The 14,817-nt window shown below is 66.2% G+C and carries 7 protein-coding genes; 4 read left to right on the forward strand and 3 right to left on the reverse strand.

Annotated features, from left to right (window positions below):
• The first annotated feature begins 161 nt into the window (after positions 1-161).
• Positions 162-10,091: an OmpL47-type beta-barrel domain-containing protein gene (locus P2T60_RS14865; RefSeq protein ID WP_276280025.1), complete on the forward strand. Its 9,930-nt coding sequence runs from the start codon at positions 162-164 to the stop codon at positions 10,089-10,091.
• Positions 10,092-10,490: 399 nt separating this feature from the next.
• Here the strand turns inward: P2T60_RS14865 and P2T60_RS14870 are convergent, their stop codons facing one another.
• From P2T60_RS14870 to P2T60_RS14880, 3 genes are all read right to left on the reverse strand, one after another.
• Positions 10,491-11,486: an alpha/beta hydrolase gene (locus P2T60_RS14870; protein WP_276280026.1), complete on the reverse strand. Its 996-nt coding sequence runs from the start codon at positions 11,484-11,486 to the stop codon at positions 10,491-10,493.
• A gap of 360 nt (positions 11,487-11,846) precedes the next feature.
• Positions 11,847-12,272: a Fe-S cluster assembly sulfur transfer protein SufU gene (gene sufU / locus P2T60_RS14875; protein WP_276280027.1), complete on the reverse strand. Its 426-nt coding sequence runs from the start codon at positions 12,270-12,272 to the stop codon at positions 11,847-11,849.
• An 82-nt stretch (positions 12,273-12,354) separates the two neighbouring features.
• Positions 12,355-12,801, reverse strand: a complete 447-nt coding sequence (locus P2T60_RS14880; RefSeq protein WP_276280028.1) for a hypothetical protein — start codon at positions 12,799-12,801, stop codon at positions 12,355-12,357.
• A gap of 130 nt (positions 12,802-12,931) precedes the next feature.
• On the opposite strand from P2T60_RS14880, the gene P2T60_RS14885 reads away from it, so the two are divergent.
• From P2T60_RS14885 to P2T60_RS14895, 3 genes are read left to right on the forward strand one after another with little or no spacing between them, the layout of a single operon-like run.
• A complete protein-coding gene (locus tag P2T60_RS14885) occupies positions 12,932-14,263 on the forward strand; it encodes a bacterio-opsin activator domain-containing protein (RefSeq protein WP_276280029.1) in 1,332 nt (443 codons plus the stop codon).
• Between the two features lie 47 nt (positions 14,264-14,310).
• On the forward strand, positions 14,311-14,622 hold the full coding sequence (locus P2T60_RS14890; RefSeq protein ID WP_276280030.1) for a HalOD1 output domain-containing protein: 312 nt from the start codon (positions 14,311-14,313) through the stop codon (positions 14,620-14,622).
• Positions 14,619-14,801 (forward strand): DUF7576 family protein, encoded by a 183-nt coding sequence (locus P2T60_RS14895; protein WP_276280031.1) that lies wholly within the window; start codon positions 14,619-14,621, stop codon positions 14,799-14,801. The genes P2T60_RS14890 and P2T60_RS14895 overlap by 4 nt, the downstream gene beginning before the upstream one ends.
• The last annotated feature ends 16 nt before the right edge of the window (positions 14,802-14,817 follow it).

The raw sequence follows: 14,817 nt of genomic DNA on the forward strand, positions 1-14,817 counted from the left end.
GAGTCTATTTCGACTATACCCGGGAATTGCAAAATTCTTATCAGTATCTAGTATAACTCATTGACAATGAATAGCGTTTCACATGTAGTTCGTTATACAGATAAGCGAGCGCCGACGGCAGTCAGCGGAGCGACCGGCGCGTCCGCGTCGGGAGTGTCGCCATGAGTCGCGGACGCTTCTCCGCGGTCGCACTCTCGATTCTACTGGTCGTCTCGGCGGCGACCGCCGCGGTCCCGGCCTCGGCGTTCGCGCCGAACGGCCCACCGGCGGTCACGGGTGACTTGGCCGAAGATACCACCGGAAACGACGCGACGACGACGCTGACCGAGACGGCGACGGCCACGGTCAACGAGACGACGGCCACCACAGTCGCCGAGACGACAACGACGACGGCCACCGAGACGACAGCAACGACGGCCGACGACGGGACGACAGCAACGACGGCCGACGACGGGACGACAGTCGCCGAGACGACGACCACCGAGACGACCACGACCACCGCGGTCAACGAGACCACGACTACGACGACTTCTACCGCGACGAGAGACGCCACGAAGGAGTCGGAACCGGCCGCGCGGAAGTCGAACCCCAAGGTCTCGTCGTCGGTCCTCGATAGCGTCGAGTCGGCCCGGAGCGGTCCGAGTACCGACACCGCGTCGGGCACCGACTTCGTGGAAGTCGTCGTCCGGGCAACTCCCGGTAGCGGCGACGAGGCCGTCGGACTGGTCGGCACCAACGGCGGCGACGTGCAGGCCCGCTACGAGAATCTCGTGCAGGCGCGCGTGCCCGCGAGCGCCGTCACCGCGCTCGCCGACTCCGCCGCCGTCGAGTTCGTCCGGCAACCTCACCGACCGGAGACCAACGAAATCACCAGCGAGGGTCTCTCGAACATGGACGTTGGCACCGTCCACGATGCGGGTGTCACCGGCGAGAACGTCACGGTGGCGGTCATCGACGCCGGGTTCAACGTCTCGAACCCCGAAATCGCCGACCAACTCGTGGACTGGCGGAACTTCGACGCGACGGACCCCCGTCAGATGAGCAACGCGACCGGCGAACACGGCACCGCGACGGCCGAACTCGTCGCGGACACCGCGCCCAACGCCTCCATCATCGCGGTGAAAGTCAGTAGCACGGTCCAACTCTACGAGGCCATCGACTGGTTGGAGCAGAACACCTCGACCGACGTGGCGACGATGTCGCTGAGTTGGTACAACGTCGGACCGCTCGACGGCACTGCGTACATGAACCAGCGAATCGACCAGTCTATCCAGAGCGGCACGACGTGGTTCACTTCCGCGGGCAACGACGGCGACGGCGACCACTGGCACGGCCAGTGGTCCGACCCGGACGGCGACGACGTGATGAGTTTCGAGGGGTCCGACGAACTGATGAACGTCACGCCCGCTGGCGGTTCCGGGCAGGTGAGCATCGCGCTCAGTTGGAACGACTGGAACGAGCGCAACGAGGACTACGACCTGAAACTCGTCAACGAGACGGGCGCGGTCGTGGACTACTCTACCAACGTCCAGAACGGCACCCAGTCGCCGACCGAGTACATCTACGCCGACGTTTCCCAACCCGTCTACCTCTCCATCGAGAACTGGAACGCGAACGAGTCGTCCACCTTCGACATCTTCTTCCGCGGGAGTTCTAACCCCGAGTACTGGACGAAGGGACGGAGCGTTACCGTGCCCGGCACGGGCCGAAACATCGTCACGGTCGGCGCGGCCCACTACAGCGACAACGAACTCGAATCGTTCTCCTCGCGCGGACCGACAATCGACGGCCGGGTCAAACCCGACGTGGTTGCACCCGACGGCGTGACCACCTCCGTCTACGACAGTTTCTACGGCACCTCGGCCTCGACGCCGTACACCGCCGGTGTCGCGGCGCTGATGCTCGACGCCAACCGGAGTCTGACGCCCGCCGGAGTCAAAGGTCGCCTCACCTCGACGGCGGTTCCGCTCCGGGGCACCGAACCGAACAACCGGACCGGCTACGGACTGGTTGACGCGGACGGCGCAGTCTCGTCGGTCGCGGAACCGTACCCCGACATCGTGACCTACTCGGGTCGATTCGACGAGACCGACGGCACCGCCGCGGCGGGCCACGAGGTCAACGCCTACGCGCTCGACTCCTCGAAGAGTTACGAGAACGTCACGAGCGCGAACGGTCAGTTCGAGGTCAGAGCAAGCGGCACCGACGGCGAGTACGTCCTCGGCTACTTCCAAGGAGACCTCGACCGGAAGGGGTCCGAGTTCATGGCCCGCGACGGGTCGCCGGACCTCCACGCCTTCGACATCGTGAACGGGACGAGTTCCGAGTACGTCGGCGAGGGGTCGCTCCCCGGCGCGCACGTCCTGAACGTGACCGTCGTGGACCAGAACGGCAACCCCGTTCCCGACGCCGAAGTCGAGGTCATGGACTTCGTGTCCGAGAACGGAACGAAGGCCTACGCGGGGTACACCACTACCGCGCGGAACGACGGGACGCTCGCGGCGGGCGGCACCGCGGGCATCGAAGTCGTCGGCGAGGTGCGCGTCCGCGTTTCCCCGCCGGACGGGAGCAGTGGGTTCGGAGGACCGAACTACACTGACCTCATCGACGTGCAGAGCGACACCGACCTCACCCTCACGCTGGACGGGTCGGGTAACACCGTCAGCGGACAGGTCGACGACGCCGACGGCGACCCCTCGTCGGACGACGCGGTGGTCCTCGAAAGCGACGCGACCCGCGACTTCGAAGTCGGCTACACTGACTCGGCCGGGAACTTCAGCGTCTCGGGCATCGAGAGCGGTAGCGACTACGCGGTCCGCTACTACCAGAACTTCGACGCTCAGACGCCCTTCCCGCAGGACGGCACCGCAGACCTCTACGTGATGGACCGAGTGAACGTCTCCGGCGACGTGAACCTCGGCAACTACGACGTGCCGAGCGCCCCCGTCCTCGACGTGCGCGTCGTGGACGAGAGCGGCGACCCCGTTCCGGGTGCCACCGTCTCGATGACTCACCGTCGCCTCGGCGCGTCCGCGACGCTCGTCAACCTCACGATGGACTCGCAGGGGTACGTCGCTCCCGGCGGGACGCGCGGCATGGAACTGACGGGCGACGTGTCGGTCGGAGTCGAACCCCCGGAGAACGCCACCCGGTTCGTGGACGCGACCTACACCCGGAATCTCACGGTGACCGGCGACACCAACGTCACCGTCGAGATGCAGGAACTCGTCAGCGTCGAAGGCACGCTCGAGGACTTCGACGGGAACGTCTCCGCGAACAGCACGATTTATGCGAGCAGTAACACGACCGGTCCGGACCGGTCGTTCTTCGCCGAGCGAACCGACGACAAGGGTCGGTTCAGAGTCGAGGGTCTCGAAGCGCAGGAGGACTACACCCTCGCGGCGGCGCAGGAACTCGACACGGACTCGCCGTTCCCCCGAGACGGAACCGCGGACCTGTTCATCATCGACCGGGTGAACCTCAGCGCGAGTACCGACTTCGGCGACTACCGACTCGGCGAGGGCCACGTCGTGGACGTTCGGGTCGTAGACGCGAACGGCGACCCCGTGGAGAACGCGAACGTCACGCTCGGACACAACCGGTTCGGCGTGTCTTCCGGATGGCGCAACGACACGAACGCGAACGGCTACTTCTCGCAGTTCGGTCGGCGCGGCATGGAACTCTCGGGCAACGTCACGGTGGACGTGACGCCGCCGGAGAACAGCACCCGGTTCGCCGAGCGACTCTACACTCGGAACCTCGACGTGACCAACGATACGACCGTCACGGTCACGCTCGACCCGAACCGGGTCAACTTCACCGCGCGGATAGCCGAGTCCGACGGCACCTCCGCTGTCGGCGATACGGTCGGGTTCAAGGAACTCCCCTCGACGCCCGGTCCGCGGGGCTACACCAACTCGACCGGCGGATTCACGGTCGAACTCGGCGGCGACACCCGCTACCAACTGGAGTACTATCAGGACGACCTGCGCAACGACTCGGACCTCGCGTTCCCCGACGACGGGTCGCCCGACCTCTACGCGTTGGGCATCTACGACACCGCGAACGTCCGGAACATCGACCAGCAACTGCCGAACGCCTCGGACCTCAACGTCACCGTCGAGACGCTCTCCGGCACGCCCATCCCGAACGCGACGGTCAACCTCCGGCACCACGGCGCTGGCGACGCCATCGCGATGCACGGCGTGCCGACCAACGCCGACGGGATGATGGAACCGCCGACGAGCGACGGGCCGGGCTTCGAAGTCACCGGTGACGTGGATGTCGTCGTCGAACCGCCGGAGGGTTCGAGCTACCGACCCAACTCCACGTCGCTGACGGTCGAGAACGACACCGGAATCACGGTGGCCCTCCGCAAGTCCGTCAGCGTCTCGGGGTCCATCACCGAGGCCGACGGCGACCCCGCGGTGGACGACTTCGTGTTCGTGCCCGCCGAGGGCGTGCAAGGACAGGCCGTCACGTACACGGACGCCGCCGGAAACTTCTCGGCGGCCGTCCCCGAGGGAACCGGCACCTACGACGTGCAGTACTATCAGGGCAACTTCACAGACAAGGATGGGACGTACATGCCCCGAGACGGGTCGCCCGACCTCTACTCGGTCGCCGCGGTCGATGCGACGACGCCGACCGACCTCGGCACCGTCGCGCTTCCGAACGCCAGCGTTCTGAACGTCACGGTCACGAACGAGACCGGCGCGGCGGTCGAGAACGCGTCGGTCAGCGTTACCCACTTCGACGGGGAGGCGACTACCGGTCTCGGGAACGTTTCGACCGACGCGCAGGGTCGGATGGACTTGACTCCCTCGGCGACCCCGCCCGGAGTCGAAGTGGTGGGCAACGTCACCGTCGAGGTCCGCCCGCCAGAAAACAGCACGCGCTACCCGAACCAGACCCACGTCCGGAACCTCACCGTCACGAGCGACACCGAAGTCGGCGTGACGCTCGACGGGTCCGCACCCGCCGTCACCGCCTTCGACGTGGTGGCGAACGGACAGGACGTTGACGTGCGACTCGCCGCAAGCGAGCGACTCGCCGCCATCGAGGTCGAACTCGGCGGCGACACCTCGGGAACGCTCACCCGTTCGGACTTCTCGCTGACGAACGACTCGGGGACCTACGTCTACCGCGCGAACCTCTCGGAGGCCCGCGACGGAACCTTCGACGCGACCCTCCGGGCCGCGACCGACGAGTTCGGCCACGACGGGTCGTCGGGAGAGTCGGACTCCGTGACCGTGGACACCACCGCGCCGTCGCTGAACGCGACGGTCATCGACGCCGCAGACGGTAACGGCGTCGTGCGCGACGGCGACGAGGTGCGAATCGAGGCCACAGTGTCCGAGGACGCGACCAGCGTGGCGAACGTGACCGCCAACGCGACCGGTCTCGGCGTCGGATTCGTCACGCTCGCCCACGAGAGCAACGACACCTACGCGACGGCTGTCACCGTGACCGACGCGGACAACGGAACTCAGCCGATTACGGTGGTCGCAACCGACGACTCCGGCAACCAGAACGTCACCACCGAGTCGATAGTGGTGGACAACGTGAAACCGGAAATCAGCTATTTCGACATATCGTCACTCTCAGACGAGTCCATTCTGGAGGTCACACTCGACTCCAGCGAGAGACTCACCGAACTCCAATTAAACATCACTAACAGCAACGGAACAGTAGTCAAAACATTCACGGACTTAAGCAGAACGCAGTACGGAGGCGTTCACCAGTACCAGACCACTTATGCAGTCGAAACCGACGGCGAGTACCGCGCCACTCTCGTCAACGCAAGCGACGCCGCGGACAACTCCTTCACCGGGTCGGCGACGGACAACACCTCGGTCGATACGACCGCTCCGACGGTATGGAACCTCACGGCGTCGGAGTACGGCGGTGACGTGACGGTCTCGTTCGACGCCGACGAGCGACTCAACACCTCCGCAGTCGTCGCGGAAGTCACCAACGAGTCTGGCGCGACGGTCGCTACGCTCGACTCGTTCCAGAACGGGTCGGACACCGGAACCGTGTACTGGACCCAGTTCACGGCTCCCGCGGGCGTCGAGGAGAACTGGACGATTACGCTGACGCGGGCCGAGGACCACCACGGTCTGGACGGCGCGTCCGGTCAGAACGTCTCGCTGTTCGTGGACACGGCCGCTCCGACCGTCACCTCGTTCGAGGCGGCGTTTGCGGGCGACGAGGTGACGGCGACGCTCACCGCCGACGAGCGACTGGACGCCGACGAGACGATAGTCCAGTTCTACGCCGACGACGGAACGTTCGTCGCTGAGCAGAACGTCACCGCGCTCGGGAACGAGACCTACGAGGCGGCGTGGGGTGTCGGGTCCGGCATCGAGGAGAACTACACCGCGGAACTGAAGTCGGCGGTCGATACGTCGGGCAACGACGGCGCGAACGGCGAGACCGTCGCGGCGTTCGTTGACACCGCCGCACCGACGGTTACGAACGTCTCGCTGACCAACCCCTCGGGACAGACCCTGAACGTCCGGTTCGACGCCGACGAGTCGGTGACGGACATCGCGGTCAACGTCTCGGGTGCCGCGAACTTGACCATGACCGAGAGCCACTTCAGCGAGCAGGGTGGGACGTACTTCTCGGCGCTCAACGCGAGTACCGACGGCGAGTTCACCGTAACGCTCGAACGCGCCGCCGACGGCTACGGCAACGACGGCGCGACGGGCCAGAACGCCTCCATCGCCGTGGACACGACGATGCCGACGGTTCAGAACTTCTCGCTCTCGAAGGAGGCCCGAGACGTTGACCTCTCGCTCGCCAGCGACGAGCGACTCTCCGAGATTCGGGTGAACCTCACCGGTGACGAGGGGAGTTCGCTCCTAAGACCCGCGTTCGACGAGACGAGCGAGAACGGCACCTACACCTACACCGCAGACGTGTCCGACGGCCGGGACGGGACGTTCTCGGCGCAACTCAACTACGTCGCCGACGGGCACGGCAACGCTGGCGAAGTCTCCGCGAACGCCGCGATGACCGTGGACACGAACGCGCCCGAAATCTCGAACCTCTCGGCGAGCGCGAACGGCCGAACCGTCGTCGTGACGTTCGAGTCCAACGAGTCGCTCGCGTCGATAGGGATGACCTACGAGGGCCTGCGCGTGACGAACATGTCCTCGACTCGGACCGCCGAGGGCTACGAGTACCGGCGCACGCTGGAGGCCGACGAGGACGGCGAACACTCCGCCTCGCTGGTCAAGGCGGCCGACGCCTACGGCAACGACGGTGCCGACAACCGGACCGTCTCGGTGGTCGTTGACACCCGCGCGCCGAACGTCTCGGTCCACGACGTGTCCGACGCCGACGACAACGAGGTCGTCGCGGACGGCGAACGGGTCTCGGTCGCAATCGAGGCGTCCGACGGACTCAGTGGCGTCGAAACCGTCACCGCCGACGCGTCGGAGTTCGGTGCCGGGACGATTGCGCTGAACGACTCGGACGGCGACGGCATCTACCGAGGCAACTTCACGGTGGACGCCGCGGACCTGTCCGACGGTATCGCCTCCCTCTCCGTGACCGCCGTGGACGCGAAAGGCAACGAGGAGGGCGGAATCGCCCAGCAGTTCCTGCTCGACACCCGAGCGCCGAACACGACCCACAGGCTGAACGGTACCACGGGCGACGCCGGATGGTACACCTCCGCGGTCACGGTGAACCTCACGGCGAGCGACGGGACGAGCGGGGTCGTCCAGACCGAGTACCGCGTTGACGGCGGCAACTGGACGGCCTACGACGGCAACGTCACGGTCGCCGCGAACGGCGCGCACACCGTCACCTACCGGAGCGTGGACGAGGGCGGCAACGTCGAAGCGAGCGAGTCGGTCTCGTTCGACATCGACGCCGACGCGCCGGTGACGAACTTCACGACGAACGCGACCGCGAACGAGAACGGGTGGTACGACTCCGACGTGAACGTCACGCTCGACGCCACCGACTCCGCGAGCGGGGTCGTCCGGACCGAGTACCGCGTTGACGGCGGCAACTGGACGCCCTACGCCGGAAACATCACGTTCACCGCCGACGGGAACTACACCGTCGAGTTCTACAGCGTGGACGCGGCGGGCAACGAGGAAGTCCGGCACAACCGGACCGTCAGAATCGACACGCAGAAACCCACGGTCAACGGAACGCCCGGTCTGAACCGAACCCGCGAAATCCTGCCCGAACACGCGATTGCGGTCGTCGTGAACGCCACGGACGACAACGGCGTCGCTGGCGTGTTCGTGGACGGCCACCCAGTCGGCGACGACTGGGCGGTCCCGGCCGCGTCCGCGCTCGGCAACCACACCTTCGAGGTGGTCGTCCGGGACGTGGCTGGCAACGAGCGCGTCGTCACGACCGGCGAGTACAGCGTCGGCCAACAGGTCTCGATGGAGAGGCGCAACGACACCTTCTCGGCCGAGACCAACGACACGAACGTCGGCAAAGTCGCCATCGAGACGAACGAGACGGCCACCAGCGCCAGCGTGACGGTCGGAACCGCGAAGAAGAACCCGGAGAAGACCGACCCCGACGGGACTTCGCTGTACTTCCCGCAAATCAACACCACCGTCTCGAACGCCAACATCACGGACGCGACGGTGACGGTCACGGTGGCCCAGTCGCGCATCCACCAGAAGTACATCAAGGACGGGACGGTCAAGTTCTGGGTCGAGGAAGAGAACACGTCGTCCGGATGGCGGAAGGTCAACGCGACCCGCATCGACACCGACGACGGCGACGGCACCTACACCTACGAAATCGAGGCCCCGCACTTCTCGACGTACGCCGTCACGGGCCAGAAGGAGTCGGGAGCGCCGAACGCCTCGCTCGGCGTGGCTACCCGGTCGCCGACCGCGGGCGACGTGACGCTCACGGCGTCGTACAGTGACGGCTACGCGGGCGTCGATGCCGAGAACGTCACGCTCCACTTCGAGGGCGCGGACGTGACCGGCGCGGCGTCGGTCAACGACTCCGACCTCAGATTCACCCGGAACCTCACGGCTGGCACCTACAACGCCACGCTGTTCGTGACCGACAACGCGGGCAACTCGCTTTCAGCCCCCGAGACGGTGACGTTCTCGGTGGTCAACGAGTCGTCGGGCGGCAGTGGCGGCGGCGGTAGCTCCGGCGGCGGAGGCGGCGGCGCGAACGTCCCCGACCCGCCCGCGCAGGTGACGGTGACCGACGTGACCGCGAGTAGCGTCCGGGCCGAAGTCGTCAGCGCCCGGTCGGACTCCTCGGGCGACGTGTCGCCCGAGGGCGGCATCTCGGCGGGCGACCTGACGGTCCGGAAAGTCTCGCTCGCGCCGAAGAGTTCCGAACCCGTCCCGCGGTTCCTCGCGGCGGCGAGCGTCTCGTCGTCCGCTCCGGTCGGCGCGAGCGCACCCGACGGGACGACGCTGGGCTATCTGAACGTGAGTGCGACCCACATCTCGTCGTCGGCGCTCGGCGAGGTCAAGGCCGACTTCGCGGTGCCGAAGAGTTCGGTCGCCGCGCCCGAGAACGTCGCGGTGTTCCGTCTCTCCGGTGGGTCGTGGCAACGGGTCGAGACCAAGGTCGTCGGCGAGACCGGCGGGCAGTACGTCGTGCGGGCGAAAGGCTCCGCCACCGGCGTCTTCGCGGTCGGCGTCCGAAGCGGCGCGCTGTCGGTGACCGACGCCTCGGTCGGCGCGGAGAGCGTCGCACCCGGCACCGCCGTCGAAGTCACCGCGACCGTCGAGAACACCGGCGACGGCACCGGCGCGACGACGGCGCGAATCTCGGTGGACGGCGAAGTCGTCGCCGAGAAACAGGTCGAACTCGGCGCTGGCGAGTCCGAGACGGTCACGGTCGAAGTGACGCTGGACTCACCGGGCGCACACGACATCTCGGTCAACGGCGCGTCGGCCGGGTCGGTCTCGGTCGCGGCCGAGACGACGACTTCCGAGGGCGACGACACCGACGAGACGACCGCCGCGACTACCGACGACGGCGGCAGTGGCGGCATCCCCGGATTCGGCGTCTCGACCGCGCTGGTCGCGCTTCTGGCGGCGCTCGTGGCCGCTCGGCGGCGACTCCGGTAGGTAGACGCTCGCGCTCGATTTCTCTTTCTCGCGGCCGCGCTCGGTTTCACTCTCACCACCGGCGCGCGCTGGCGCGACCCTGTGTCGCGCCAGACCGCGCGAGGGACGACTGAGCGACCGACGGGAGCGAAGGAGTCGGTTGGGGAGGTGTGTGGCCCGCGGTGGCGGTGCTGTGCGGTCCTCATTGGTTCGAGCCTGAAGCTAGCTCCTCTCCGCTTCCTCCGTGGCGTCTCTTACGCTTACCGTGCTACTCGTCGCGTTCGAGCCTGAAGCTTAGCTTCTCGCCGCGTCCTCCGTCACATTCCCCTCCGCTTCCTCCGTTACACTCTCGCCCGGTCAAAAAGCGCAAAAACGACTCCACGCCGAACTCCCACGACACCCCCGAAACTCGGAGACCGTTCAGAGCGCCCGGAGTTCCGAGCCAATCTCGTCCAGCGCGTCGTCGGCCGCCGAGACCGACGCCGAGGTACTCAGGAAGCCGTGTGGCTGGTCGGGGTGGTGGTCGTGGCGGACCTCGACGCCCGCCGCCGCGAGTCGGTCGGCGTAGGCCACGCCCTCGTCGCGGAGGGGGTCGAACCCGCAGGTGACGACCGTCGCGGGCGGGAGGTTTGCGAGGTCCGGCGCGCGGAGCGGCGAGGCGTAGGGGTTCGCGCCGTCCACCTCGCTCCGGAGGTAGTGGTCCCAGAACCAGCGCATGTCGGTCTCGGTCAGGAGCGGACCGTCGCCGTTCTCGGCGTAGGAGTCGGTGTCGAAGGCGTAGTCGGTGATGGGGTAGAAGAGGAACTGGCGCGCGAGGTCGGGGACCGACTCGCTCTCACGAGCGCGGAGGGCCGTCACCGCCGCGAGGTTCCCGCCCGCGCTGGTGCCGCCGACCGCGAGTCTCTCGGAGTTACCGCCGAAGGCGTCGGCATTCTCGGCGGTCCACCGGAGCGCGGCCGTAGCGTCCTCGACCGCCGCGGGGAAGGGGTGTTCGGGTGCGAGTCGGTAGTCCACCGAGACGACGACGCACTCCCCGCGCCGGGCGAGTCTGCGGCACACGCCGTCGATGGAGTCCAGCGTCCCGAGGACCCACCCGCCGCCGTGGTAGTAGACCAGCACGGGCGCGGGGTCGGCGTCGGCGTTCAGGTCCGGATGGCGGTAGACGCGGACGGGAATCTCCCGTTCGGGGTCGCCGGGCGACCCGCCCGGTCCGGGACTCGACCCGCCCGGCCCGGGAATCGAGAGGTCGCGGACGAATCCGACTTCCGGCGGGTCGCCGCCCGAGAACACCTCGTCTTCGACTCGGCGGGCGGACTCGACCGACAGCGCCGACCACTCGGGGACGCCCGCGGCCTCGATGTCCGCGACGACTCGCGCGACTTCCGGGTCCAGTTCGGTTCGCAGGGGTTCGGTCATGCTCGGGCGTAGGGAGGCGGGCGGGAAAGTTGGACGGGTCGGCGGACGACCGCCGGGACGCGCTCGGTCAATCAACCGCCACGGGTAGAAGAACGCCCCCGCCCGGTCGCGGGACCGCGACCGGGCGGGGGTGTCAGACCTCTTCGTCGTCTCGGTTCCGACGGCCGAGAGATAATCACGCCTGTTCTTAGCAAAGAAAAATAGTGTCTTAAGAAATGAAAATACACGCTAAAGAATTACAAAGTTATCTCTCGGCAAGCCAGAATAGATACTACCGCAAAACCCGCTCGCTCACTCCGTTCGCTCCATCGCTGGCAAACGCTGGACCAAAAACCCGCTCGCTCACTCCGTTCGCTCGCGCTACTCGTCGTCTTCCGTCGTCGTCTTGTCCAGTTCTTTCTCGCCCTCGTAGATGTCCGCGCCATCTTGGACCACCTTCTCGGCGAGGACGGCGCACTTGACGCGCATCGGACTGATGTCCACGCCGAGCATGTCGATAACGTCGTCGCGGTCCATCTCCTGCATCTCCTCTACGCTCATGCCCCGTAACTCCTTGCTGAGCATGCTCGCGCTGGCCTGACTGATGGCGCATCCGTCGCCGCGGAAGGCCACCCGCTCTATGGTCTCCTCGTCGTCGTCCAGTTTTACGTCGATAGCTATCTCGTCGCCGCACATCGGGTTCTCGCCAGCGTGCGTGTAGGTCTTCTCGTCCAGTTCCCCGTAGTTGCGTGGGTTCTTGTAGTGGTCGAGAATCTGCTGGCGGTACATGTCCGAGCCCATACCCATTGTTACTGCGAAGTAGGGGAGTCCGGCGTAAAAGGATTCCGCAGGCGCGATTCCGGCGTCTCAGAGCGCGTCGTTCTCGACTTCAGACCGCGTAGCCGATGAGCGCGGCGTCGATGACGAGGAGCGTGGCGACCAGCGAGTTGGTCCGGAACGCCATCTTGAGTCGGGTCGGGAGTTCGGCGACGTTCGACTCGCGGGCGCTCTTGGTCTCGTACCACGCCCAGACGCTCGTCAGTGCGAAGACGCCGTAGAGGGTCATCATCGCAATCAGCGCGGTGCCGCGGGTGCCCCCCGGCAGGTCGTTCTCGTAGAGGAACCAGAGCGCCCCGCCGCCCGACGCGCCCATCACGACGATGCCGCCGAACGCGAACCACTTCAGCGAGTCCAACACGTCCAGCGCGAACTCTGGCGAGCCGTTTCGCTTCGCCGCCGGGAGAACGAGCATCCCGGTCACGAGGTAACCGCCCGTCCAGAGGACGGCCATCAGTACGTGAATCGCCATCACCGCCGCAATCGTCCAGTCTACCATATCCGGAGGATGTGAACGGAACCGCCAAAAAGCGGCCGGTTCGAGCGCACGCGGACGGACCGCCCGGTCGCCTCGCGTTCGGGTCTCGGGCCGAAAAACCCCTGTGGGCCGAGTGCGACTAGAAGTCACGATGGGAACCTCCGAGAGGGACGTTCTCCGCGTGTTCGAGACCTTGGACGACCCTGCCGAACCGCTCGCTACCAGCGAGGTTGCCGACGCCGCGGGATGCACGCACCGGGTCGCCTACGACGAGTTGGAAGCACTCGCCGAGCGTGGACTGCTCGACTCGAAGCGAATCGGTGCGCGGGCGCGGGCGTGGTGGCGACCCCAGTCGGCCACCGCTCCCGACGAGCGGTCGGACGACGCCGACGAGACGACGCCGAAGAGCGCGGGAGACCGCACGCTCATCGAGCGAATCCTCGGAGCTAGCCCAATCAGTATCGTCGTGGTCGAACCCTCGGGGGAAATATCGTTCGCCAACGACCGCGCCGAAGAGATACTCGGTCTCGAACGCGACGAGATTACGAGTCGGACGTACAGTCAACCAGAGTGGGACATCTATCACGGAGACGGGACGCCGGTCAGCACGGACGAACACCCCGTGACTCGCGTGTTGGAGACGGGCGAACCGGACTTCGGGTTCGAACACTGGATACTGCTTCCGGACGGAACCGAGCGGTGGCTTTCGAGCAACTCCGCACCGGTCGTCAACGACGAGGGGGAAATCGAGTACGTCGTCGTCGGGTTCGAGGACGCGACACCGCTGAAGGAACGCGAGGACAAACTGACGAGCGAGAAGACGCGGTTGCTCGAACTCTACTCGGAACGACTCTTCGACCCGTTTCTCGACGCCGCGGACGGCGAGGTCCGAATCGACGTGGACGAAATCGTGACGCTCCCCGACGGGACGACGTTGCAGTACGTCACGACGACCGGTATCTCCGCGAAAGCGGTTGGAGAAGCGTTCGAGCGACAGCACTCGGTACGCGACGTGCGGTTACTGCGTTCGACCGAGGGACAGAATCGACTCGAAGTCCACGTAGAGACTCCGACCGTACCGCTGGTGTTCGACGAACTCGGCGGGCAAGTGCTGTCGCTCCTCCGGGTTCGGTCCGACGACACGCCCGTCCTCACCGGGGAACTGCCCGGCGACGTAGACCCCCGAACTGCGGTGCAGGCCGCCCGGCGCGTCCATCCCGACATCGAGCTGGTATCCCAAGAGCTACGCTACTCCCCGCATCTCCTGTACGACATCGTTGCGGACGTACTCACGGACAAGCAGTTCGCGGCCCTGCAAATCGCGTACTACGGCGGGTACTTCGACACGCCGCGAACCAGCGACGGCGACGAGTTGGCGGCGAGACTGGGCATCACCCGCCAGACGTTCAACCAGCACCTCCGTAAGGCGGAGCGAACGGTGTTCGAACAGTTGTTCGAGGCGTCGGGGAAGGCCGCACGCTGACTAGTCAGCCACCCTCCTTAGGCCGCCGCCGCCCGTCTTCTCGGACAATGAACTCGAACACGAATCTGAATGCCGGAACCGACCGCGTTACCTACGACCCCGCGACCGAGGGGTACCGCGGTCAGTCCGATTGGGAGCGTTCCGACCACGTTTCTCTCACCGTAGTCGAGACCGTCTCGGCAGTCGCCGGGAAGGAACCCGACGCGATGGAACCGCTGTACTCCATCCTCGACCCGGATGCGCTCGAAACGATTCTGGCGTCTCCGCAGGGCGGTTTCGTTCGTCTCTCGTTCTCCTACGAGGGATGTTCAGTCACGCTCACGAGTACCGGCGAAATCGTCGTTCGGCCGGACGAATGAGCGACGGACAGACGACGTTTCCGAGGCAGTGCGACCACTGCGGGACGCCGTTCGAGACGAACGTGCGGTATCCGACGGCCACGGAGGACGGGGAGTGTGACAGTCTCGAAATTCACACGTTCTGCGACGAAGAGTGCAAGTCGGCGTGGCAACGTATCGCCGAGAGCGCCGACTCGTAAGAACCGAGAGAGACGA

The organism is Halorussus caseinilyticus, assembly GCF_029338395.1.
In the GTDB taxonomy this organism is placed as follows: Archaea; Halobacteriota; Halobacteria; order Halobacteriales; family Haladaptataceae; genus Halorussus; species Halorussus caseinilyticus.